This window comes from Nocardia sp. NPDC057455, assembly GCF_042802775.1.
In the GTDB taxonomy this organism is placed as follows: domain Bacteria; phylum Actinomycetota; class Actinomycetes; order Mycobacteriales; family Mycobacteriaceae; genus Nocardia.
In genome coordinates, this window is record NZ_JBHVDM010000065.1 from 15,824 (window position 1) to 39,095 (window position 23,272).

Consider the following 23,272-nt stretch of genomic DNA (forward strand, 5'->3'; position numbering starts at 1 on the left):
GAGCTTCTCGCCGCTGTGACAACCAGATCCCTCCGTGGCACCTACGCTCACGCCCGACGCACACTAGCTTGCCAGCACTGAGCGGTTTAAGAAAGCTGAATCGCGGCGAGGCGCAGAGCGACACGCAAATCCGCACGAATTCACCCCGCCACGCCAGTTGTTTCACATGAAACATTGCCCCGCGAACCACGTGCAGAATGGCTCGACCGACGCGGCGGGCCGAGCGCGGATCACCGGACACCGGACAACCACTCGCAGCGGCGGTTTGGCCGGCCTACTTCCGGCCGCGTCGCTGACGTTCTCTGCACAGCGGATGCCTTCTTCGTTCCTTCGAACGGGTTCGCCACTCATGGTGCGGGGCGGCGAGGCGTCCCGTAGGCTCCGGCTTTGCGGCGGCCGTCAACAATTGCCGGTAGGGGATCGCACGAAACCCTAGGGTCAGCGGCGCGTACCTGGATAGCGCTCGCCGGACTGATCAGCGGAAGCAGCCGAGAGTCTAGTGCGCGCCGGAATGGCTTCCGCGTTCCACGTAGGGGTACGGCGGCGATCGAGCGAGGCACCGGCGCAATCGCTCCACAGGAAAGGCCGGGGCACAGAAGCGGCGTCACCCGATGAAGGAGAGCCCGTCACCGACCCACGGCGAAGGAAGTCCCCGCCAGTCCACCCGGCACCGGTCATCGCCCGCGCCGCATCGTGGTGAACCGCACCGCGCAGCGCAGACCGCGTCTCTGCCTGTAGAACTCCATAGCCGATGTTTCACGTGAATCATTCTGAGCGCCCAGATTCCATAGCCGCGCTTAGCGCCCGAAGACGGCCCACGCCTCGCGACTCGCGCATTGAGTAGCCCCGCCTGACACAACCACTTCGCCACCGCCTGAGCGTTTCGCTCAGGCGACGGCCCCCACCTCGGGACTGCCGCCCGCCAGTACTGCACGCTCGCTTTTCTCGGGATCAACCGCCTCGTGCCGTCGCGCGGCGCCGTCGCGTCGCTTGCGCGAGATTTCCGTTCCGCCCCGACTCGTCCGCTTGGGGTGGCGGCCGCAGTGGCCGTCGCAGCGGGTGCGGGCGCTGTGGTGGTGGCCGAGCGATCGCTCCCTGTCGTCTTCCGACCTACTGCATGGCCGCCACTACCAAGATTCGATTGCGCACCTTCGCTTTACCTATGACCTTCGTCCATGCACTTACTCCGCTCTTGCGCATCCTCCATTTCTTCTTGCCTCCTCCGTTCTTCGTGTCCCTCGGCGCTTCCCTGTCCCTCGGCGCTTGCACGTCCAACCCTTCTGCAGCCCCGGCCTCTTCTGCAGCACCCCGGATCTTCTGCAGCACCCGGGCCTTCTGCGGCTCCGACTCTTGCGCAGCCCCGGTTCTTCTGCGGGCCTCCGGCTCTTCCCCGGCCCCCGAACCTTCCCCGGCCCCCGAACCTTTCACAGCACCCAAACCTTTCGCGGCCCCCCGATCCTTCCGCTGCTTCCGTTGATTGCAACCTCCATCCCTCCGCAGCCTCCGCCCTTGCGCGTCGCTCTTCCTCGGCCTCCGCGTTGCGCGGCCCCGGCCTTCCGCACCTCCGCTATCCGCGCACATGCACTCTGCCGCACGCCGTCTCGTCGGCATCACCGCCTCTCCTCGTCACGATGCTCTGCGTCCCTTCCTCGGCGTCCCCGCACCTTTGTGTTTCCGTACCCGCCCCTTTCCGCGCTGCACGCTTCTCTTCTGTGTGCCTCCAATCCACGCCACATGCTGATTCGCCCGCCGCCGCTACTTCTGTGCCTCCGCTCAGAACGCCGCTGCTCACATCCGTCCGCCACGCGCACTCATATCGCTTCGGGCACGAACCTCGCTGCGTTGCAAGCACATCGTCAGCGCGCCAAGTAGGAACGCAACGGGAACTGCTTCTTGGACGCACAACTGAATCCTGGATTGATTCCGCTCAGCAAGGCGGCACGACGTGAGCGTTATCCAGATAGCCAACCGACTTGTCCTGGCCCACCGCACCGGCAAGTGTCACGCAGTCACGCTCCGCTCACGCCCTCGGCCACTGGCTGCCGCAGATTCAGTCGTGCAACCCTTCGAGAAGCGGGAAAGGTTCCTCGCTTCACCGATATTCCGGTGGATCCAGGGGAGTCCGCTAGGCGTCGCGGTCGGCGGCTCGATCGCTCCTTTCGCTGATCGCGCTTCGACCTTCCGACGAGGCCTGGATCCCTCCGACCCGACTTGGCCGCGTGCCACGGCTACAACGAAGGCTTCATGGTCTGGCAAGACGTCGTGCGCCGACCGCGATTCACGTGAAACATTCGGCGACGGCCAAGTGTGCTGGCTCAGGGAATCGCCATTGGTTCCAGAGATTCGTTCGCGCGGCGCTCCGAGAAGGGCGGTCAGGCTTCTCAATTCACTGTTATCGGTGGATGCAGGGGAGTTCATCAGTCGTCGCGGCCGGTGACATGATCGCGCCGACCGCTGACCGTGCCCACCTTTCGCCGAGGCTGGCACCTCTCCGACCTCACCGGCCGCGTGTCGCGGCTACAACGGAGAACTTCGTGGTCTCGCAGAGGTTTGTGAGCCGACTGCGATTCAGGTGAAACAATTGGCGATGACCAACCGTGCTGGCCCGGAAATCGCCGTTGCGATGTTCCGCGCGGATTCACGTGAAACATCCGGACCCGGAGGCACTTCGACTACGCGTCGTCCATCCGGCGGATCGATCTCGCTGCTGCTTGGATCGAACCGCCGTGAGTCGGCGCACCAGCGACGCGGTGCTGCTGCCGTCTGTCCTCGAGGCGAACGCACTGGGGTCCCGCCCGGCAGCGTGTCACCGAGGCCCAGCACAACTGTGCGGAGGCGAACAACTCACTGCCCAGGGGGTGATCGAACGCATCGGACTCGTCTAGCTCCGGCGCGAGCGAACGAGCCTCGGTCGCGCCGACGAGTGAACGAGTGAACGAGCGAACGAGCGAACGAGCGAACGAGCGAACGAGCGAACGAGCGAATCGTAGATCCGCACCCGGGCGGCGTGGCAGCGCCTGGGTGACGTTTGCGGCGTGACTGATAGTGATTGCGGTCGAGATCCCGGGGCAGCGCACATACCGCTTCACCGCAGTCGGATGCACCATTTCGTCAGAGTGACGAAACGCCCCCAGGTCCTGGGTCGAACTGGAAACCTTCGGGATCGAAGCTTCTACTTGGCCTTGCGCGCCGCACGCTTACGTCCGCGCTCCGTCGCCGCGGTGCGCACCGCTTTGCCTCCGCGCTCGGCCGCCCGTTCGGCGCGGCGCAGGGAAGTGCGCTCGGCGCGAGGAAGCCGCTCGGCACTGATCACCATGGTAGGTATGTCCACCAGGCCGACCCCGCACTGCAGCACAACCGCATTGCCTGCTCCGGCTTTGATCAGCGCGGCGCCATCGCGTTCCAATTCCTCCGCTGCACTGGAACCCTTGAGTGCGAGCATGTGCCCGTGGTCGCGCAGGAGGGGGAGTGACCACTGGGCGAGTTTCCCGAGCGGGGCTACTGCGCGAGACGTGACCACGTCCGCGCCGCCGGCTTCCTTCATCACGCCGGACTGTTCGGCACGCCCGCGCACCACGGTCACGTCCAAGTCCACCGATTCGATGAACTCGCTCAGGAAGACGGTTCGGCGCAGCAGCGGTTCGACCAGGGTGATCCGCAGGTCCGGCCGCGCGATCGCCAGCGGGATACCGGGCAGGCCGGCGCCACTGCCGATGTCGACCACGGAGGCGCCCTCGGCGATCAACTCGCCGAGCACTGCGCAGTTGAGGATGTGGCGATCCCAGAGGCGGGGCACCTCGCGTGGGCCGATCAACCCGCGCTCCACGCCTGCGGTCGCAAGCGCCGTGCAATATCGACGCGCGAGATCGAGTCGGTCGCCGAATACGGTGGCTGCCGACGCGGGTGGCTCCAGCTCCGCGGGTACCGCGGCGGCTCCACCGAGATCTCGTTCCACGTGAAACATCCTTCCGAACTCGGGGTCGATCTACGAGCGAGCAATCGGGCTCCGGACACGAACAAGGCCCCCGATCCGAAGACCAGAGGCCCTATCCAACCACTACCCGTCCGGGCCGCGAAACATGCCGCCCGCTTCGGGATGCCGCGGCTCAGCCGGGAACGACCACCACGTGCCGGTTCGGTTCGACGCCTTCGCTCTCGCTGCTGACACCCTCCACGGCAGCCACCGCGTCGTGCACGATCTTGCGCTCGAACGGCGTCATGGGCGCCAGCGACTCCGGCTCACCGGAGTCCAGCACGCGCTGCGCCGCGGCCGCGCCGAGCTCGCTCAGCTCAGACCGCCGCTTGGCCCGCCATCCCGCCACGTCCAGCATCAGCCGGCTGCGCACTCCGGTCGTCTGCTGGACCGCGAGACGAGTCAGCTCCTGCAACGCGTCGAGCACCTCGCCGTTACGTCCGACGAGCTTCGTCAGATCACGTCCACCGTCGATGCTCACCACGGCGCGATCGCCTTCCACGTCGAGATCGATGTCGCCGTCGAAGTCCAATACGTCGAGCAACTGTTCGAGGTAGTCGCCGGCGATCTCGCCTTCCTCGATGAGCGCTTCCTCGGCATCGGTCACGACATCGCCGGTGTCCGCCTCGGCGTTCGCCATCGTCGTCGCCACGGTGGCGTCCCCTCCGTCGGTCTCAACAGTCATTTGATTTCCTTCATCTGCTCATCGCGCGCGCCGGGCAATCGCCGCCGGGCGGTATTCGCGATCAAGGGTTGCTCAGCGGTCGAGGTGGGCGGCTCAGCCCACCGATCGGGTTATCAGCGCTTGCGCTTCTGATTCGCCCTGCCCCGGCTGCCCGGCCGTTTCTGGCCGGCCGGTCGGCGTGGGCCAGCGGCCTGCTTCGACGGCTTCGCGGTGCCGTTCGTCGATGCGGCAGCAGCGTCCTCGTCCGATCCGGCTTCGGCCGCAGCGGCGGATGCGGGCTTCTTCTTCACGTTGACCGGTTTGGCGCCGGGCTTCGGCGCGTTCTGCGCGCGCTGCTCCAGCTTCGCCTGCTTCTTGGCTTCCTCTTCTTTCGCCATGCGGCCGAACACAAGATGCTGTTGCCCGTAGGTCCAAATGTTGTTGGAGACCCAGTACAGCAGGATGGCGATGGGCAGGAACGGGCCACCGACGAGCACACCGAGGGGGAACACCCACAGCGCGAGCTTGTTCATCATCGCGGCCTGCGGGTTGGCCGCGGCTTCCGGTGTCTGCCGCGCGACCGACGCGCGCGCGTTGAAGTGCGTCGCCAGACCGGCGATGACCATCAGGGGGATTGCGACCAGCGCGATGCTCAACTTGCTCGGCACGCCGCCGTAGGCGGCGAATGCCTGCAGCTCATTGACCGGTGTGGTGATGAATGCGGAGATCGGAGCGCCGAAGATGCGGGCGCTCAGGAAGGACTGGACATCGGCCGCGCTGAAGACGTAGTTCGCGGTGTTCGCGTTCTGCTCCGGCGTCATCCCGAGCTGACCGAGGCCGTGGCCGGTCCGGTTGAACGAGCGCAGCACATGGAAAAGCCCGAGGAACACCGGGACCTGAGCGAGGATCGGCAAGCAACCCATCAGCGGGTTGAAGCCGTTGTCCTTCTGCAGCTTCTGCATCTCGAGCGCCATCTTCTGGCGGTCGTTCTTGTACTTCTTCTGCAGCTCTTTGATCTGTGGCTGCAGCTCCTGCATCTGCTTGGTGGTGCGCACCTGCTTGACGAACGGCTTGTAGAGCACCAGGCGCAAGGTGAACACCAGGAACACCACGGCCAGCGCCCAGGTGAGACCGTTGTCCGCGCCGAACGCGAACCCGAAGACCCGATGCCAGAACCAGAGGATCCAGGACACCGGGTAATAAATGAAGTCGAGCACGGCTCTATGCACTCCCGTCGTTCGTGTCGCCGATCACCGCGTGCGGCGATCCTTTACAAGCGTTCGGCTCCGACCGCGGTTCGGCGGGCAGGCTCGGTTCCTGCGTCGCCACGTCGGTCGCTGCCCCGTCCGCCGACTCGGCGCGAGATGTGCTTCGCTTCCGCTCCGGGACGGGGTCCCACCCACCAGGGTGCCAGGGCGCGCATTTGGCCAAGCGCACGACCGTCAGTCCGAGGCCGATGAACAGGCCTCGAGTGCGCAGTGCGGTGACCGCGTACTCGCTACAAGTCGGAGTGAATCGGCACACCGGCATGCGGGTGGGGGAGACATAGGTCCGATACAGCTCGATCAGAAAGATCAGCACTTTCGCGGGCAGTCCGGCGATCGTCGCCGAGCGACTCATGCCGAACCACCCGTTGTCGCGGCCGCCGCGGCGCCGACGCCGAGTTTGCGCAGTGCGGTGCGCAGCTGGCGCAGCAGCTCCTCCGACGACGCCGTAGCCGCGCCCGGGAGCGCACGGATCACGACATCAACTTCGGGCGGCACTTCCTCGACCACCTGGGCACACATATGACGCAGGCGGCGGGCAACGCGATGTCGAATCACCGCGTTGCCCACCGCCTTGCTGACGATCAACCCGAAACGCGGTCCGCCTACGCGGACCAACGCGTCCTCCGGGAGCTGATCATGTCGTCCATTCGCGCCCACCACTCCGTCATACCCGTGTGCGAGCGCATGCACGACCAGATCACGCCTCCCGATTCGCTGGCCGCGGCGCACCGTCCGGGAGAAGTCGGCACGATGATGCAACCGATACGGCTCAGGCAACACCCGAGCGTCCGAGAGCGAGGATCAGGCAGTGAGGGAAGCGCGGCCCTTACGGCGACGCGCCGAGACGATGGCGCGGCCCGCACGGGTGCGCATCCGGAGGCGGAAGCCGTGAACCCGCGCCCGACGACGGTTGTTCGGCTGGAACGTCCGCTTGCCCTTGGCCACGGTCAACACTCCTCGAGTAGGCGGGCACCAGGTAGTGCCCGAAGCTTGTCGGTGATACGTATATCGCACGAATGAATCGCAGGTCTGGTCATCATCGGCGCGCGTCGGTCCTGGCGCACAGTCGGTCGATCACGACCTAAACGCGGTCAGCACAAGACCGCCACCGCACCAAGGGGTGACTGTACGAGGGTACTGATCGGTCCGGGACGGGTCAAACTCACCCCCTCCTTTTCCGGCCCGGCGACCAGGCAGAATCGGTTGCCCGGAGTCAGGCGCTCCGGCAATGATCGTGAGTTCGTCCACACCCCTAGCCATCACCCGGCCCGGACCATTAAGGTCCTTAGCCAGGCGATTGCTGTAGAACCGCAGGTCGCAGCGTCGCCCTTCCCGCGCATGCGTGCGTTTCGCCACTCCCCAGAGTTCTCCACATCTGTGGATAATTGTGTGGAAAGACCCCTGGAGTGGCATATTCGTAGGGCCGACGGTGCCACGTCGCTGTCCTGATGGGGGACCCGGGCAGCGTTCGAACCGGTTACGGACGTACGCAGGATCACGGGGCCGCCCCCGAGCATCTCCGTCCACGCGTGCCCGGCCGTCTGCTCCTATCGACCTACTCCGGGGAGGAAACTGCATGGACGACGAGCAGAACGTGCTGGCCACGGTGTGGCCCGAGGTTGTCACCGAGTTGACCAACGGATCGCCGGACGGCGCCATTCCTCCGGTCACCCGAGCACAGCAGGCCTGGCTGAAGCTGGTCAAGCCGCTGACGGTCGCACAGGGTTTCGCCCTGCTCTCCGTGCCCTCGTCGCTGGCCCAGGAGGCCATCGAACGCGATCTGCGCGAACCCATCCTCCGTTCCCTCGGACGCAGGCTCGGCCCCCAGGTGGAAGGACTCGGCGTCCGCATCGCCGCCCCCACCACCCCGACCGTCGACCGGCAGAGCAACACCCCGAGGCACGCGCGAATGACGAGCAGGCCCGAGCGCACACGAGACGGCCGGGCTCCCGCCGCCTACCCCGGTTCGGAATTCCCCGGCCGCGACGCTTACCCGGGGCCGCGTTATGCACAACCCGCCGACTTCCCGGCGGCCTCGGCGTACAGCGACGGCTCCGACTACCCGGGGGCCGACTACGGGCAGGACTTCGCCCAGCCGGAGGAGCAGTACCGCCGGCCGGAGTACGCCCATACCGACTATCCATCGCACGGTGAGTACTCCACGACGGCCGAGTTGCCCATGATGTCCGGGCAGGACGTCGCACCGCGCCGCGAACCCGGGCTTCCGCCGCGCCGGGAGCCTGCCATCCCGCCGGGGCAGGAGTCGCTGTTCAATCCCGAGCCGTCGCCCGGCAATGCGCGCGGTCCGCACCGCGCACCGCTGCGCGAGAGCACCGACGACGACACGGGACGGGCGCACGATCCGGTCCGTGAGCCGGTCGCCGACCGCCCGCGCGGCGACCACGACGACGAGCCTGTGGTGAACGTCCGCAACTCGTGGCCGACCTACTTCGCCAAGTCGCAGGAGTCGCCCGCTCCTTCGTCGTCCTCGGCCAGCCTGAACGCGAAGTACACCTTCGAGACCTTCGTCATCGGCGCGTCCAACCGATTCGCGCATGCGGCCGCCGTCGCCATCGCCGAAGCTCCCGCCCGCGCCTACAACCCGTTGTTCGTCTGGGGCGCCTCGGGATTGGGCAAGACCCACCTGCTGCACGCGGCGGGCCATTACGCACAGCGTCTCTTCCCGGGCATGCGGGTCAAGTACGTATCGACCGAAGAGTTCACCAACGACTTCATCAACAGCCTGCGCGACGACCGCAAGGTCGCGTTCAAGCGCCGTTATCGCGAGACCGACATCCTGCTGGTCGACGACATCCAGTTCATCGAGGGCAAGGAAGGCATCCAAGAGGAGTTCTTCCACACCTTCAACACGCTGCACAACGCGAACAAACAGATCGTCGTCTCCTCGGATCGTCCACCCAAGCAGCTGGCCACGCTGGAAGAGCGGCTGCGGACGCGATTCGAATGGGGACTGATCACCGATGTGCAGCCACCGGAGCTGGAGACGCGCATCGCCATCCTGCGCAAGAAGGCGCGGATGGACCGGCTCGATGTGCCGCACGACGTTTTGGAGCTGATCGCCAGCCGGGTGGAGCGCAATATTCGCGAGCTGGAGGGCGCGCTGATTCGGGTGACCGCGTTCGCCTCGTTGAACGGCCAGCCGCTGGATCTGCCGCTGGCGGAAGTGGTGCTGCGCGATCTGATGCCGGACACCGCGGCGCTGGAGATCAACGCGGCCACGATCATGGCCGTCACGGCCGAGTACTTCAACACCACCTTGGAAGAGCTGACCGGCCCCGGAAAGGCTCGCCCGCTGGCCCAGGCCAGGCAGATCGCCATGTATCTGTGCCGCGAGCTGACCGACCTGTCTTTGCCGAAGATCGGGCAGGCGTTCGGCCGCGACCACACCACGGTGATGTACGCGGAGAAGAAGGTACGCAAGGAGATGACCGAGCGGCGCCGGGTCTACGACCAGGTGCAGGAACTCACAGCCCGGATCAAACAGCGCTCCCGCTGAGCGGCATCCACAACCGAGCACCGCCCCTGACCTGGGGCGGTGCTTTTTTGTGGGTTGTGGATTCCTCGAGGAATCCTTGTGGAGTCCTCGAGGAATCCACTGGTTTGTCCACCGATCCGCTAACAGGTCGGGGTGATCGCCTCCGCGAGTCCGCTCACAGGGCGAATTCAACAGTTTCCCCAGGCATACTTACGCACAGCCGCTGACCAGCACCTGTCCGAATCTGGGCTTGTGGATTCCTCGAGGAGTCCGTGTGGAGTCCTCGAGGATTCCTCGAGCTGTCCACGATTCGGTGCACATGTGTGAACAACCGGGTGAATCCGGTGGAACAACTCGAGGAGCGCTCGAGGATGAATCTGGGACAACTGCGGAACCTCCACAGACCCCGGCTGTTCATCCTCGAGACGCCCCGTGGCCATCCCCACGGCACCACGCCCTCTGAGCAGCGGATTCGGCCGCAGTCCACAGAATCCACAGTGCCTACTACTACTTCAGTTCTTCTCATTAGAGATCTCTCTTTAAAACAGGGTGTGTGGAAAGTCGGTCGGACGCCGCACCTTCGCCGGCCGATCCCGGTTTCCCGCAAGGACGACAGCGCGGACGAGAGCCGGACCCACCGATCCCATGGCCGATCGGCATACCGATTCCGAGCCGTGGTGCGCCCCCGGTCCCAGCCCGCGTACCGCCCGCTCGTCCGCGCTCAGGACTCGCCCATTCGTGGCGCCGGAGGGTCGGGCTAGGTGCACGTCCCTCACGCGGGTACGGTTTGATGTCGGTCGCCTGTGCCAGACTGCGAAGGCGGCCGATTCGGCAAGACCCTTTCGAGCACCGACACTGACGAGCCGACAACAGATCACGGAACCGGGAGAGGACAGATCGGGCGATGGAGCTTGCAAGCATGAAGTTTCGGGTCGCCCGCGAGGATTTCGCCGAGTCCGTCGCCTGGGTGGCGCGCAGCCTTCCGTCCCGGCCTCCGGTTCCGGTACTGGGCGGTGTGCTGCTGGTCGCGGACGAGGACGGGCTGACCGTCTCCGGCTTCGACTACGAGGTCTCCGCGCAGGTGCGGGTCGCGGCCGAGGTCGCGGGCCCTGGCCAAGTGCTCGTCTCCGGTCGTCTGCTGGCCGACATCACCAAGGCGCTGTCCAACAAGCCCGTCGACGTCTCCGTGGACGGCACCCGCGTGCTGATCACCTGTGGCAGCGCGAAGTTCTCCCTGCCGACCATGCCGGTCGAGGATTATCCCCAGTTGCCCGAGGTGCCCCAGCAGACCGGTGAACTGAGTGTGGATGTCTTCGCGGAGGCCGTCGGTCAGGTCGCCGTCGCCGCGGGCCGCGACGACACCCTGCCCATGCTCACCGGTATCCGGGTCGAGATCGAGGGATCGCAGGTCGTTCTCGCGGCCACCGACCGGTTCCGCCTCGCCGTCCGGCACATCGAATGGCAGCCCGCGCGCGCCGACATCGAGACTTCGGTACTCATCCCGGCCAGGACGCTGTCGGAGGCCGCCAAGACGCTCGGACCCTCCGACGCGCCCGTCCAGCTGTCCCTGGGCACCGGTGCGGGGTCGGACGGCCTGCTCGGCATCGTGAACGCGGGCCGCCGGACCACCACCCGCCTGCTCGACGCGGAATTCCCCAAGTTCCGCCAGTTGCTCCCCAAAGAGCACACCTCGATCGCCACCCTCGCCGTCGCCGCGCTGACCGAGGCGATCAAGCGCGTCGCGCTGGTCGCCGAACGCGGGGCGCAGGTGCGGCTGGAATTCTCCGCCGACGGCCTGTTGCTGTCCGCGGGCGGTGACGACGCGGGCCGGGCCGAGGAGTGGCTGGAGGCCGATTTCCGCGGCGAATCGCTCACCATCGCGTTCAACCCCGGGTATCTCATCGACGGCTTGTCCGCCCTGCACGCCGAGCGGGTCACCTTCGGCTTTACCACTCCGAGCAGGCCTGCGGTGCTGCTGCCCGCGTCCGACGAAGAACCCGAGGTGCTCGACTCCGGAACGTTCGCAGCGTTGTCGAGCCCGTACATCTATCTGCTGATGCCGGTCCGGCTGCCGGGCTGATCCCCTGTGCATGACCTGGTTCCGTACGGATCCGCGCCGCGCGGTCCAGCGCGGACGCACGGTTCGGCCGCTGGAAACTCCCCAGCGACGTCGCAGGAATCGGTTCCCGCGCAACTGGGGGCGCACTTTATCCACAGGTGTTCCACAAGGCTGCGGCGCATCGTAGGGCATCCTTCCGGCGCTGCGACGATGTACCGATCGGCGGGAATGTCCGCTTCGGCCCAGGCAGGGGCGCGATAGCGGATGTTCGTGCGAACTCTGTCGCTGCGTGACTTCCGCTCGTGGGAGTATGCGGAACTCGAATTATCCCCAGGTCGAACCGTTTTCTTGGGATCGAACGGCAACGGCAAGACAAACCTGTTGGAAGCGATCGGCTACCTGGCCACGCTCGGGTCGCATCGGGTCGCCTCGGAGGCTCCGTTGATCCGTACCGGAACCGAGCGGGCCCGGATCGGCGCCACGGTGGTCAACACCGGCCGCGAGCTCCGCATCGATGTGGAGCTGAACCAGGGCAGTGCCAATCGAGGGCAGATCAACCGCTCACCGGTCCGCCGGACGCGGGAGATCCTGGGGATTCTGCAGACGGTGTTGTTCGCGCCGGAGGATCTCGCGCTGGTGCGCGGCGACCCAGGGGAGCGCAGGCGATTCATGGACGAGTTGTGCACAACTCGCCTCCCCAGACTGGCCGCGGTCCGCAGCGACTACGACCGGGTTCTGCGCCAGCGTTCGGCACTGCTGAAAACCGCTGGGCGGCACGCTCGGTCGAATGCTGATCTGAGCACGCTCGACGTGTGGGACGGGCACCTCGCCGCGCATGCGTCCGTCCTGCTCGATCAGCGGCTGCGCTTGGTCCACGATCTCGCGCCGTATCTGGCCCGGTCCTACGCATCTATCGCCCCGGAGTCGCGGCCCGCGGCGATCGCCTATCGCAGCGCCGCGCTGCCCCCGGAGTTCCTCGACCCGGCCAGGGCACCGCGCCAGGAGGACCAGGAGGAGCTGGAGGGGATCATGCTGCGCGCACTCGCCGCCGCGCGACCGAAGGAGCTGGAGCGCGGAGTGTGCCTGGTGGGCCCGCATCGCGACGAACTGGACTTGATGCTGGGGGATTCTCCCGCCAAGGGGTTCGCCAGCCACGGCGAGTCCTGGTCGTTCGCCTTGGCTCTGCGGTTGGGCGCGTTCGAACTGCTGCGCGCCACCGGCGCCGAGCCGGTGCTGCTGCTCGATGACGTGTTCGCCGAACTCGACCGCAGTCGCCGTGCCGCACTGGCGGCCGTCGCGGCCGGCGCGGAGCAGGTGCTGATCACGGCGGCCGTGGCGGAAGACGTGCCCGCCGAACTCGCCGCCGTGCCGCTGCGGGTGGAAACCGCAGGCGGTCCCGATGGCCGTACCTCGCAGATCGTCGCGGAGAACCCATCGGAGCGCGAAGATCTCGGCGGCGAACGGAAGAACGACGACGCCACACACCCCACGACCGAGAGCGAACGTGATCCGGTCCCCGGTTCGACGGAGTCGCGGGCACCGTGATCATCCACAGCGGGAGTGGACCGGTGATCCCAGCCTCCACATCCTCCGCCCCGGTCCACTACAGTGACCAGTCGTCGGTGCGACCGATCGAGTTCTCCACACTCGAGACCGATTTCCCAACACCTGTGGAAAACTCGCCCGGTGAGGGTTGACCGCTTCCATTGGACTCGGTGCAGCAACAGCTGAGCAAGCGCCCGAACTTGTCCAGGAATTCGGTGTTCTGGGCGGGGGACAGGTCGTAGGCCGGAGTTCCTGGGCGAGCCTTGCGCACGATTCCCGGCACCGGCAACCTTGGGCAACGGCTGGGGACAACTTGATCGAAACTGGGGACAAACTATTGGTCGCGGAGGGAGCAGGGCGATGAGCGATCAGCCCCCGGAGCCTGGATCCGCCGAATCCGCAGGAGCGGAACCCGAGCTGCGCGGCATCGACCTGGCCCGGCGCGCCCTCGAAGAAGCGCGCGCAGCGGCACGGGCGAGTGGCAAGGCAGTCGGTCAGGGGCGTTCCTCGCCCCAGCGCAGGCTGCGGCCGGGCGCCCGCAGGCGCACGGGATGGTCCGGCGCCGGCCCCGACGACCGCGATCCACAGCCGCTGTCCAAGCTGGCCGGCTCGATCGCCAAGAACCGCGGGTGGTCGAACAAGGTGGCCGAGGGCATGGTTTTCGGCCGCTGGTCGGGAGTGGTGGGCGAGGACATCGCGGCGCACGCCACGCCCATCACGCTGAAGGACGGCGTGCTGAGTATCTCCGCCGAGTCGACGGCGTGGGCGACGCAGCTGCGAATGCTGCAGAGCCAGATCTTGGCGAAGATCAATGCCGCGGTGGGTCAGGGCGTGGTGACCTCTGTGAAGATCTCGGGGCCTGCCGCGCCGAGTTGGCGTAAGGGCGAACGCCATATCAGAGGTCGTGGACCGCGCGACACCTACGGATGACCATCGCGAGCAGTATCTGATACTTGGTGTTACGTTTATCCTGAAGCGGCGTTTCACGTGGAACGCCCCGGCTCGACGTCGCCCCGGGAAGCCTGCGGCGTCGGATCGGAACCGTTTGGGCAGAAGGAATCTCGATGACGATCACCACGGCGGTCGGTCCTTTTCCGGCGACCGCGACCCGGACGGTTCGCCGGGAGGGCGTCGAACTCGCGGTCTACGAATGTGGCAACCCCGACGGTGTGCCGGTCCTGCTGATCCACGGTTGGCCCGATACCCACCTGCTCTGGAGCCGGGTAGCGGCTCTGCTCGGCGGCCGTCATCGCGTGATCGCCTTCGACAATCGGGGCGCGGGCAGCAGCTCGGCGCCGACAGCGGTCGAGGACTACCGGATCGAAGAACTCGCTGCGGATGTCCGTGCGGTCATCGACGCGGTCGCACCCGGCGAACGGGTGCACGTCCTCGGACACGACTGGGGGTCGGTGATCGGTTGGGAAGCGGCCGCCGCCGCGGACGCCGCGTCGGTGATCGCATCCTTCACCTCGGTGTCCGGCCCCAATCTGGACTTCCTCGGCGCCTATCTGCGTGGTCCGCTCACCCCGGCACGGCTGCGCGGCGCCGTTGCCCAAGCCGTGGCCTCGGCCTATACCGTCGCCTTCCAGATACCCAAGTTGCCAAATCCCGTGCTGCGGGTGCTCTCCGGCCGCTGGCCGCGTTTCCTCGCCTTCTTCGACGGACTGGACCCCGCACTGGTGGAGACGGCACCGACGCTGCGCACCGATATGCTCAACAGTCTGAAGCTCTACCGTGCGAACATCCGCACCCGCCTGCGTCATCCGCGGCCTCGTCCGATCGAGGTGCCCGTTCAGCTGATCGTCGCCACTCGCGACCGCGCCGTGCGACCAGTGGCGAACGCCGAGGCCGACCGGTGGGTGCCGCGTCTCACTCGGGTCGAGATCCCGGCGCGACACTGGTCGCCGATCACCCACCCCGCGGAGCTGGCGCGCCACACCGTCGCGTTCATCGCCGGGATCGACGCCCCGCGCTGATCCGGGGGCGTCACCTGCCAACGCATCTCAGCCCACTTCTGATGGATCAAAACCATGGGAAGGCGGAACCGAGTCGCCGCAATCCGATTTCTCGCATCCACGGCGCTGTGAGGGGTGTCGGAAGTGGGTTGTAAGTTGGGCGTACCAGTAGGATGGTGACGTAACTAGCGGCGATACCTTCGGCGCGTTCCGTACAGTCCGCGCGTGGAACCTGATCTCGAACGAAATGACCAGGGCTCCACGCGTGCTGTCCGATCGCTCTATGCCGGGATCAGCAAGTAAGGAGAGCTACCGACCAGTGGCTGCCAAAGACTCCACCGCATCGGGTTCGACCAGAGCGACCGGGAAGCAGGACTACGGTGCCTCCTCCATCAAGGTTCTCGAGGGGCTCGAGGCGGTTCGCAAGCGTCCGGGCATGTACATCGGCTCCACCGGCGAGCGTGGTCTGCACCACCTGATCTGGGAGGTGGTCGACAACTCCGTCGACGAGGCGATGGCCGGGTACGCGACGAAGGTCGAGGTCACGCTGCTGGCCGACGGCGGCGTCGAAGTGGTCGACGACGGCCGCGGCATTCCCGTGGCGATGCACGCCCAAGGCATACCGACCATCGAGGTCGTCATGACCCAGCTGCACGCGGGCGGCAAGTTCGACTCGGATTCCTATGCGGTGTCCGGTGGTCTGCACGGCGTCGGTATCTCCGTGGTCAACGCGCTGTCGAGCCGGCTGGAAGCCGAGATCGACCACGACGGTTACCACTGGAGCCAGACCTACAAGGACGCCACCCCCGGCAAGCTGATTCAGGGTGAGGCGACCAAGAAGACCGGCACCACCATCCGCTTCTGGGCGGATCCGGAAGTCTTCGAGACCACCACCTACAACTTCGAGACGGTGGCCCGCAGGCTGCAGGAGATGGCGTTCCTGAACAAGGGACTGACCATCAAGCTCACCGACGAGCGCGTCAGCGAGTCCGACGTGACCGACGAGGTGGTCAGCGAAACCGCCGAGGCGCCCAAGCACGCCGAGGAGGGCGCCGCCCCCGCCGAGCACAAGGTGAAGACCCGGACCTACCACTACCCCGGTGGTCTGGAAGACTTCGTCCGCCACATCAACCGCACCAAGCAGCCGATTCACAACTCGGTTGTCGGGTTCACCGGCAAAGGCACGGGCCATGAGCTCGAGGTCGCGATGCAGTGGAACTCGGGTTACTCCGAGTCTGTGCACACCTTCGCCAACACGATCAACACTCACGAGGGCGGCACGCACGAAGAGGGCTTCCGGGCGGCGCTGACCACGGTGGTCAACAAGTACGCCAAGGACAAGAGGCTGATCAAGGAGAAGGACGGCAACCTCACCGGCGACGACATCCGCGAGGGCTTGGCCGCCATCGTGAGCGTCAAGGTCGGCGAGCCGCAGTTCGAGGGCCAGACCAAGACCAAGCTCGGCAACACCGAGGTGAAGTCGTTCGTGCAGCGCACCTGCAACGAGCACCTCACGCACTGGTTCGAGGCGAACCCGGCCGACGCGAAGACCATCGTCAACAAGGCGGTCTCCTCGGCGCAGGCCCGCGTCGCCGCCCGCAAGGCGCGTGAGCTGGTGCGGCGCAAGTCCGCCACCGACCTGGGCGGTCTGCCCGGCAAGCTGGCCGACTGCCGTTCCAAGGATCCGAGCAAGTCCGAGATCTACATCGTCGAGGGTGACTCCGCGGGCGGCTCGGCGAAGTCCGGCCGCGACTCGATGTACCAGGCGATCCTGCCGCTGCGCGGCAAGATCATCAATGTCGAGAAGGCGCGTATCGACAAGGTTCTCAAGAACAACGAGGTCCAGTCGATCATCACCGCGTTCGGCACGGGTATCCACGACGAATTCGACATCAGCAAGCTGCGCTATCACAAGATCGTGCTGATGGCCGACGCCGACGTGGACGGCCAGCACATCTCGACCCTGCTGCTCACGCTGCTGTTCCGTTTCATGCGCCCGCTGGTGGAGCACGGGCACGTGTACCTGGCGCAGCCGCCGCTCTACAAGCTCAAGTGGCAGCGCAGCGATCCGGAGTTCGCCTATTCCGATCGCGAGCGTGACGGTCTGCTCGAAGCAGGGCTCGCAGCGGGAAAGAAGATCAACAAAGACGACGGCGTGCAGCGCTACAAGGGCCTCGGTGAGATGAACGCCAAGGAGCTGTGGGAGACCACCATGGATCCCGCGGTGCGGGTGCTTCGTCAAGTGACGCTCGACGACGCGGCTGCCGCCGACGAACTGTTCTCTGTCCTGATGGGCGAGGACGTCGAGGCGCGTCGCAGCTTCATCACCCGCAATGCCAAGGACGTTCGCTTCCTCGACGTATAGCCGGCGTGAGTTCACACAGCCCTGTGCACGCCATGCCCGGTAAGGAGACCGCATGACCGAGACCACGCTGCCCCCGAACGGCGGTGCGGGCGACCGTATAGAACCGGTCGATATCCAGAACGAAATGCAGAGCAGCTATATCGATTACGCGATGAGCGTGATCGTCGGCCGTGCGCTGCCCGATGTGCGCGACGGCCTCAAGCCGGTGCATCGGCGCGTGCTCTACGCGATGCACGACAACGGCTACCGTCCCGACCGCGGTTACGTGAAGTCCGCACGCCCGGTCGCCGAGACCATGGGTAACTACCACCCGCACGGCGACGCGTCGATCTACGACACCCTGGTCCGGATGGCCCAGCCGTGGTCGCTGCGGTATCCGCTCGTCGACGGTCAGGGCAACTTCGGTTCCCGGGGTAACGACGGCGCCGCCGCGATGCGGTACACCGAGTGCCGCCTGACCCCGCTCGCGATGGAACTGCTGCGTGAGATCGACCATGAGACGGTCGATTTCACGCCCAACTACGACGGCCGTTCGCAAGAACCCGTGGTGCTCCCGAGCCGGGTGCCGAACCTGCTGATGAACGGCAGCAACGGCATCGCGGTCGGCATGGCGACCAACATCCCGCCGCACAACCTGAACGAGCTCGCCGACGCGATCTATTGGGCGCTGGATAATCACGACGCCGACGAGGAAGCCACGCTGGCGGCGTGCATGGAGCGCGTCAAGGGTCCGGACTTCCCGACGCACGGACTGATCGTCGGTGGCCAGGGTATCCACGACGCCTACACGACCGGCCGCGGCTCGATCCGGATGCGCGGCGTCGTCGAGATCGAAGAGGACAACCGGGGCCGGACGACGATCGTCATCACCGAGCTCCCGTATCAGGTCAACACCGACAACTTCATCAACTCGATCGCCGAGCAGGTGAAGGACGGCAAGATCGCGGGCATCTCCGATATCCACGACGAGTCCTCGGACCGCGTGGGCATGCGGATCGTGGTGACGGTGAAGCGCGATGCCGTCGCCAAGGTGGTGCTGAACAACCTCTACAAGCACACCCAGCTGCAGACGAGCTTCGGCGCGAACATGCTCTCGATCGTCGACGGTGTGCCGCGGACGCTGCGACTCGACCAGATGATCCGGTTCTACGTCGAGCACCAGTTGAACGTCATCGTCCGGCGAACCCGCTACTTGCTGCGCAAGGCAGAGGAGCGGGCCCACATCCTGCGCGGCCTGGTCAAGGCGCTCGATGCGCTGGACGAGGTCATCGCCTTGATCCGGCGTTCGGCCAACACCGATACCGCCCGGCTCGGCCTGATGGAGCTGCTGGAGATCGATGAGATCCAGGCGACGGCGATCCTCGACATGCAGCTGCGTCGCCTCTCGGCCCTGGAGCGACAGAAGATCGTCGACGAGCTGGCCAAGATCGAGGCCGAGATCGCCGACTTGAAGGACATTCTCGAGAAGCCGGAGCGCCAGCGCGCCATCGTCCGCGACGAACTGGCCGAGATCGTCGAGAAATACGGCGATGATCGGCGCACCAGGATCATCGCCGCCGACGGCGACGTGGCCGACGAGGATCTGATCGCTCGCGAGGACGTGGTCGTCACGATCACCGAGACCGGCTACGCCAAGCGCACCAGGACCGACCTCTACCGCAGCCAGAAGCGCGGCGGCAAGGGCGTGCAGGGCGCGGGTCTCAAGCAGGACGACATCGTCAAGCACTTCTTCGTCACCTCGACACACGACTGGCTGCTGTTCTTCACGAACAAGGGCCGGGTCTACCGGGCCAAGGCCTACGAGCTGCCCGAGGCCAACCGCACCGCGCGCGGCCAGCACGTGGCGAACCTGCTGGCCTTCCAGCCGGACGAGAAGATCGCTCAGATCATCCAGATCAAGTCCTACGACGACGCGCCATATCTGGTGCTCGCCACCAGAAACGGCCTGGTGAAGAAGTCGAAACTGACCGACTTCGACTCCAACCGCAGCGGCGGCATCGTCGCGGTGAATCTGCGTGACGAGGACGAATTGGTCGGTGTGGTGCTCTGCTCGGCCGACGACGACCTGCTTCTGGTTTCCGCGCTCGGCCAGTCGATCCGCTTCTCGGCCACCGACGAGGCGCTGCGTCCGATGGGGCGCGCGACCTCCGGCGTGCAGGGCATGCGGTTCAACGAGAGCGACGAACTGTTGTCGCTCAATGTGGTTCGCGACGGCACGTATCTGCTGGTCGCCACGTCCGGTGGCTACGCCAAGCGGACCGCGATCGAGGAGTACACCGCGCAGGGCCGCGGCGGTAAAGGCGTATTGACCATCCAGTTCGACGTGAAACGTGGCACCCTGGTCGGGGCACTCATCGTCGACGACGACGACGAGTTGTACGCGATCACCTCCAGTGGCGGCGTGATCCGGACGGCGGCGAAGCAGGTTCGCAAGGCTGGACGACAGACCAAGGGCGTGCGATTGATGAACCTCGCGGTGGGCGATACTTTGCTTGCGATCGCGCGCAATGCCGACGAGCCCGATCCCGACCAGGTCTCCGGTGGCGGCGACACCGACTCCTCCGAGAAGTAACCCAACAGCGGCGGCAACGAACGGACCAAGGATTCCCATTGACCACTCCGAATCAGCCGAATGACGAGCGGCACCAGACGAACGGTGTGACCGAGCGGATCGCACCGTCACCGATCCCGCCGCGGCCGATCCCACGGCCGGTCGCCTCGGCCGAGAACGGTCAGCCCGGTGGCGGCCAGCAGAGCGGCGGTCAGCCGGGCGGTCACCCCGGTGGCGGTCAGCCGGGCGGTCACCCCGGCGCCGGCCAGCCCGGCGGTCACCTCGGTGGCCCGCAGCCGGGTGGTCACCCGGGCCACCCGAACGGGCCGCAGTCCGGCGGGCATCCGGGTGGGCAGCCGGGCAGCCAGCCCGGTGGCAACCAGCCGAACGCTCAGCCGCACGAGATCCGCGACCAGCAGGGTGATTTCGCGCCGCAGCAGGGCGCACCGGACCAGGCGCCCGGCGGCGACGGCCAGGACCGTTACGACCAGAAGACGGCGCGGATGAACAACCAGGCCCCGCAGTCCGCGCCCGAGAGCGAGGACAAGCAACCGGTCGGCGCCGCCACCAACGGCGGACAGCAGTCGCCGTACCAGGATGGGTGGGCGCAGCTGCCGCAGCGCGAGCCGCAGTCCAACCTGTACCGTCCCGGCCAGGCGCCGGTCACCGGACGCCCGAACTCGGGCGGCGGTCTCGGCGGCGGCACGTCCAACGCTCGCACTACCGCCGACCTGGCGGCCAAGGCGGCGCGCAAAGAAGCGGCCATGGTGAAGTCGGTCGGCATCGACGGGCCCACCCGCAGCATCGCGCGCCCGGAACTGATCAAGGACATGCCCGACCTGTCCGAGATCCGGCATCCGCTGCCGCCGAACGAGGCAGGCGCTCCGCAGGCCGGGCCGGTGTCACCCGCGGTTCCGGTCGCGGTCGCCGCGGTCGCCTCCGGGGAGCCGCTGCGGGCCACCGTGCAGATCCGCCGCATCGATCCCTGGTCGACGCTGAAGATCTCACTGGTCATCAGCGTGGCCATGTTCTTCGTGTGGATGCTCGCGGTCGGCCTGCTCTACATCGTGCTCGAGGGCATGGGCGTGTGGGAGCGGCTGAACAACACGTTCACCGACATGGTGTCCCAGGACAGCGGCTCGGTGGGACTGATCGACGCGGGCACCGTGTTCGGCTACGCGGGCGTGATCGGCCTGATCAACGTCGTGCTGTTCACCGCGCTCGGCACCGTCGGCACGTTCATCTACAACCAGTGCTGCGATCTCGTCGGCGGTATCCAGGTCACCCTGGCCGACCCCGACTGACAAGTCCAGCGTTCCGGACGGCCGGTACCCGCCACCATAGGACGGGTGCCGGCCGTTTCCATTGGCCATAAGTCTTCTACCAGCCGTTTTGGTTCATCGGAGAACTGTTGTGTAGTCTCTACACGTTGTTGTTCCCGCGAACAACACCACTACGGGCCTATAGCTCAGGCGGTTAGAGCGCTTCGCTGATAACGAAGAGGTCGGAGGTTCAAGTCCTCCTAGGCCCACCATGTGATTTAGCTATAACACCAGCTAGAATGCTGTTTCTTGTAGGCCAGATGTCTTTTTTGTCCTAATTTTCTGGTGACATTGTCACCAGAAATCGGCGACCACAGGCCGGCTGGCTTTCCTACCTGCCCTTCACCCCGATGGGGTCGGAGGTGCCGGTCCTCCGACCCCATCGTGTGATCAAATCGAGACTCTACATGCAGATGTGGATACCTCGCTGGTCGACTACGGTGTGCGCTTAGCACTTGGCTTCAATCGCTCGCGCTCAACTTCCCGCTGATCTACGACTGTTCTTCGTTGCTGACAGGGAAGGGCCCGTGTCGTCGGCAGGGGCTCCTTTCTGCGTCGACCATGAGTGATTTTGCGAAGGGCTACACGATCAACTCGGTAAGGTCATTCTGATTGATCAGGTAGAACCACCGCCCCTCTGGTCGGGTGCGGACGATCTCCTCAATCTGGTCCCACAGTCGCACGACGCGAGTTAGCCAGTCCCAGGTCGACTGGTCTCTCTTGCCACCGAGGCAGAATGTGCGGAGTCCGGCCTTCTTCATCTCAAGCAGCTCTCCCGGCTTTGTCCGGATTCGCTTGTCCCTGCAGATGACGATCAGTCCGCGGGCCGCTGCCTCGGGGATCCAATCCGGGTCCAGTACGCCGAGTGAGCATTGGGGGAGGATCAGCGGGTGGCCGACGTGGATCGTGTCTTTGCGTGCGAACGCGAGTGCTTTGCCGAGACCGAGGGCGCTTTCATCGACATAGAACCGGATCTGCCCAGCAACAGCGGCCATATTTCAGACGACCAGCTTGCCTGCGGAACACGCAGCAGCTCATACCGCACAGCAGCGTTGACGAGTTCTGGTTCGAGTTCGTACATCTCGGCGATCATCTCGGGCGGGTCACCCGCTCGGATCAGTTCACCGATGATGTCGGTGCGCACGCCGCGGACGGATGGCTCACCGAAGCTGCGTCGAGGGTCGACCAGGACTTGGGGTACCTCGGGGAGCGGTCGAAGACTGATGAGAACCGCGTCTGGGCTCTGGTCACTCCAGATGGCCGAATCGGCGAACTCCTGCGCGGGGGCAGTCCACTCCAGCATGGTCTGTCCGGTCCGGACCACCTCGACCAGCGGCAGCCTTTTGTCGAGTTTGGTGGCTTCCTGGGCTCGACGCACGATTTCCCGACTGTCGACATCGAGCCATGTCCGTGCCGATGCGAGTGGGTACTTCGTGTCGAGTTCAGCGCGCAGCATCTCGACAACGGGACGCATCTTGAAAAGGGGAACGCCAGCTTCGCGATACTCCGACAACAGTCGGGTCTCCACGAACTCGCCCCAGGTCACGAGGTCGTCACCGGTCGGCTCGGGCCGTACTACGGGTGGGTAGGATTTCGTGCCGCGCCGGTAACCATCGATCCATCGGCGAGCAGTGCCAGAGTTTAGGCCGAGGATGCGGTCGACCTGGCTCAGGCCGTACACCGGTCTGTCCTGTAGATCGGCGATTGTCCCCATAGCTCAAGATACTGCCAGAAAGTCTGCGGCGCGCCAGCAGGATCGAGCGAGGAGATATCGACGTGACCACTTAGAAGAGTTGCGGTATCTCGATCGCACAGCCAGCCCGGACCGTGTTGCCACCAACGCACCGTGACTGAAGAACCTGCGGGGTTCGATGGCGTAGGTCCAGAGCGTGGTTGGCCGGATTTTCGTTGAAGGCCCTGCGTCTGGCTCTCGATCACCTCGACGAGTATCTGAGGTTCCCCCGCTTCCTTGGAGGGCTTGATGTTCCCCCGGTTTCGTGGAGTCGAGATGCTGGACTTCAGGCCACGGGTTGGATGGACGGTTGCATCATTTCGTACTCGATCGGAGTCCGCA

General features: G+C 65.8%; 15 protein-coding genes, 1 tRNA gene and 1 pseudogene. 9 read left to right on the forward strand and 8 right to left on the reverse strand.

The genetic code is table 11. The features are described 5' to 3' along the window. Positions 1-3,172: 3,172 nt before the first annotated feature. The 6 genes from rsmG to rpmH form a co-directional block, all read right to left on the reverse strand. Positions 3,173-3,964 carry a 16S rRNA (guanine(527)-N(7))-methyltransferase RsmG gene (gene rsmG, locus ACFU5M_RS23740; protein WP_379052702.1) on the reverse strand — a complete coding sequence of 264 codons (792 nt, stop codon included), beginning with the start codon at positions 3,962-3,964 and terminating at the stop codon, positions 3,173-3,175. A gap of 142 nt (positions 3,965-4,106) precedes the next feature. After that, positions 4,107-4,613 (reverse strand): protein jag, encoded by a 507-nt coding sequence (locus ACFU5M_RS23745; RefSeq protein WP_379052726.1) that lies wholly within the window; start codon positions 4,611-4,613, stop codon positions 4,107-4,109. 158 nt (positions 4,614-4,771) lie between these two features. Then, positions 4,772-5,854 (reverse strand): membrane protein insertase YidC, encoded by a 1,083-nt coding sequence (yidC, locus tag ACFU5M_RS23750; RefSeq protein ID WP_379052703.1) that lies wholly within the window; start codon positions 5,852-5,854, stop codon positions 4,772-4,774. A 4-nt stretch (positions 5,855-5,858) separates the two neighbouring features. Next, positions 5,859-6,257, reverse strand: coding sequence for a membrane protein insertion efficiency factor YidD (gene yidD, locus ACFU5M_RS23755; protein WP_379052705.1), 399 nt, complete (start codon positions 6,255-6,257; stop codon positions 5,859-5,861). Beyond that, positions 6,254-6,685 carry a ribonuclease P protein component gene (gene rnpA / locus ACFU5M_RS23760; RefSeq protein WP_379052707.1) on the reverse strand — a complete coding sequence of 144 codons (432 nt, stop codon included), beginning with the start codon at positions 6,683-6,685 and terminating at the stop codon, positions 6,254-6,256. Before rnpA ends, yidD begins: the two co-directional genes overlap by 4 nt. A 21-nt stretch (positions 6,686-6,706) precedes the next feature. After that, entirely contained in the window at positions 6,707-6,850 is a 144-nt protein-coding gene (rpmH, locus tag ACFU5M_RS23765) for a 50S ribosomal protein L34 (RefSeq protein ID WP_006550910.1), read from the reverse strand. A 631-nt stretch (positions 6,851-7,481) separates the two neighbouring features. Here rpmH and dnaA point away from each other — a divergent pair. The 9 genes and pseudogenes from dnaA (at position 7,482) to ACFU5M_RS23810 (ending at position 21,410) form a co-directional block, all read left to right on the forward strand. Then, a complete protein-coding gene (dnaA, locus tag ACFU5M_RS23770) occupies positions 7,482-9,422 on the forward strand; it encodes a chromosomal replication initiator protein DnaA (RefSeq protein ID WP_379052710.1) in 1,941 nt (646 codons plus the stop codon). 883 nt (positions 9,423-10,305) lie between these two features. Beyond that, a complete protein-coding gene (gene dnaN / locus ACFU5M_RS23775) occupies positions 10,306-11,481 on the forward strand; it encodes a DNA polymerase III subunit beta (RefSeq protein ID WP_379052711.1) in 1,176 nt (391 codons plus the stop codon). Between the two features lie 243 nt (positions 11,482-11,724). Further along, a pseudogene (gene recF / locus ACFU5M_RS23780) lies at positions 11,725-12,909 on the forward strand (DNA replication/repair protein RecF); the annotation flags it as partial. A gap of 456 nt (positions 12,910-13,365) precedes the next feature. After that, positions 13,366-13,935, forward strand: a complete 570-nt coding sequence (locus ACFU5M_RS23785; protein ID WP_379052713.1) for a DUF721 family protein — start codon at positions 13,366-13,368, stop codon at positions 13,933-13,935. 134 nt (positions 13,936-14,069) lie between these two features. Beyond that, the gene (locus tag ACFU5M_RS23790) at positions 14,070-14,981 is read left to right on the forward strand and encodes an alpha/beta fold hydrolase (protein ID WP_379052715.1); all 912 of its coding nucleotides are present in this window, start codon (positions 14,070-14,072) and stop codon (positions 14,979-14,981) included. Positions 14,982-15,279: 298 nt separating this feature from the next. Further along, the gene (gene gyrB / locus ACFU5M_RS23795) at positions 15,280-17,325 is read left to right on the forward strand and encodes a DNA topoisomerase (ATP-hydrolyzing) subunit B (RefSeq protein ID WP_379052716.1); all 2,046 of its coding nucleotides are present in this window, start codon (positions 15,280-15,282) and stop codon (positions 17,323-17,325) included. 52 nt (positions 17,326-17,377) lie between these two features. Continuing rightward, a complete protein-coding gene (gyrA, locus tag ACFU5M_RS23800) occupies positions 17,378-19,897 on the forward strand; it encodes a DNA gyrase subunit A (RefSeq protein ID WP_379052718.1) in 2,520 nt (839 codons plus the stop codon). A 38-nt stretch (positions 19,898-19,935) separates the two neighbouring features. After that, complete coding sequence (locus tag ACFU5M_RS23805; RefSeq protein ID WP_379052719.1) at positions 19,936-21,180, forward strand: DUF3566 domain-containing protein; 1,245 nt, start codon at positions 19,936-19,938, stop codon at positions 21,178-21,180. A 153-nt stretch (positions 21,181-21,333) separates the two neighbouring features. Then, positions 21,334-21,410 (forward strand) — tRNA-Ile (locus ACFU5M_RS23810). 369 nt (positions 21,411-21,779) lie between these two features. Here ACFU5M_RS23810 and ACFU5M_RS23815 read toward each other — a convergent pair. Together ACFU5M_RS23815 and ACFU5M_RS23820 are read right to left on the reverse strand one after the other, a co-directional pair. Then, complete coding sequence (locus tag ACFU5M_RS23815; RefSeq protein ID WP_379052720.1) at positions 21,780-22,193, reverse strand: hypothetical protein; 414 nt, start codon at positions 22,191-22,193, stop codon at positions 21,780-21,782. Continuing rightward, complete coding sequence (locus ACFU5M_RS23820; RefSeq protein WP_379052721.1) at positions 22,082-22,912, reverse strand: DUF433 domain-containing protein; 831 nt, start codon at positions 22,910-22,912, stop codon at positions 22,082-22,084. Before ACFU5M_RS23820 ends, ACFU5M_RS23815 begins: the two co-directional genes overlap by 112 nt. Positions 22,913-23,272: the final 360 nt, after the last annotated feature.

Bases quoted from the DNA above. Each gene is read 5' to 3' on its own strand.
- rsmG (WP_379052702.1), bottom strand. From the start codon at position 3,964: ATGTTTCACGTGGAACGAGATCTCGGTGGAGCCGCCGCGGTACCCGCG.
- ACFU5M_RS23745 (WP_379052726.1), bottom strand. From the start codon at position 4,613: ATGGCGAACGCCGAGGCGGACACCGGCGATGTCGTGACCGATGCCGAG.
- yidD (WP_379052705.1), bottom strand. From the start codon at position 6,257: ATGAGTCGCTCGGCGACGATCGCCGGACTGCCCGCGAAAGTGCTGATC.
- dnaA (WP_379052710.1), top strand. From the start codon at position 7,482: ATGGACGACGAGCAGAACGTGCTGGCCACGGTGTGGCCCGAGGTTGTC.
- dnaN (WP_379052711.1), top strand. From the start codon at position 10,306: ATGGAGCTTGCAAGCATGAAGTTTCGGGTCGCCCGCGAGGATTTCGCC.
- ACFU5M_RS23785 (WP_379052713.1), top strand. From the start codon at position 13,366: ATGAGCGATCAGCCCCCGGAGCCTGGATCCGCCGAATCCGCAGGAGCG.
- ACFU5M_RS23790 (WP_379052715.1), top strand. From the start codon at position 14,070: ATGACGATCACCACGGCGGTCGGTCCTTTTCCGGCGACCGCGACCCGG.
- gyrA (WP_379052718.1), top strand. From the start codon at position 17,378: ATGACCGAGACCACGCTGCCCCCGAACGGCGGTGCGGGCGACCGTATA.
- ACFU5M_RS23815 (WP_379052720.1), bottom strand. From the start codon at position 22,193: ATGGCCGCTGTTGCTGGGCAGATCCGGTTCTATGTCGATGAAAGCGCC.
- ACFU5M_RS23820 (WP_379052721.1), bottom strand. From the start codon at position 22,912: ATGGGGACAATCGCCGATCTACAGGACAGACCGGTGTACGGCCTGAGC.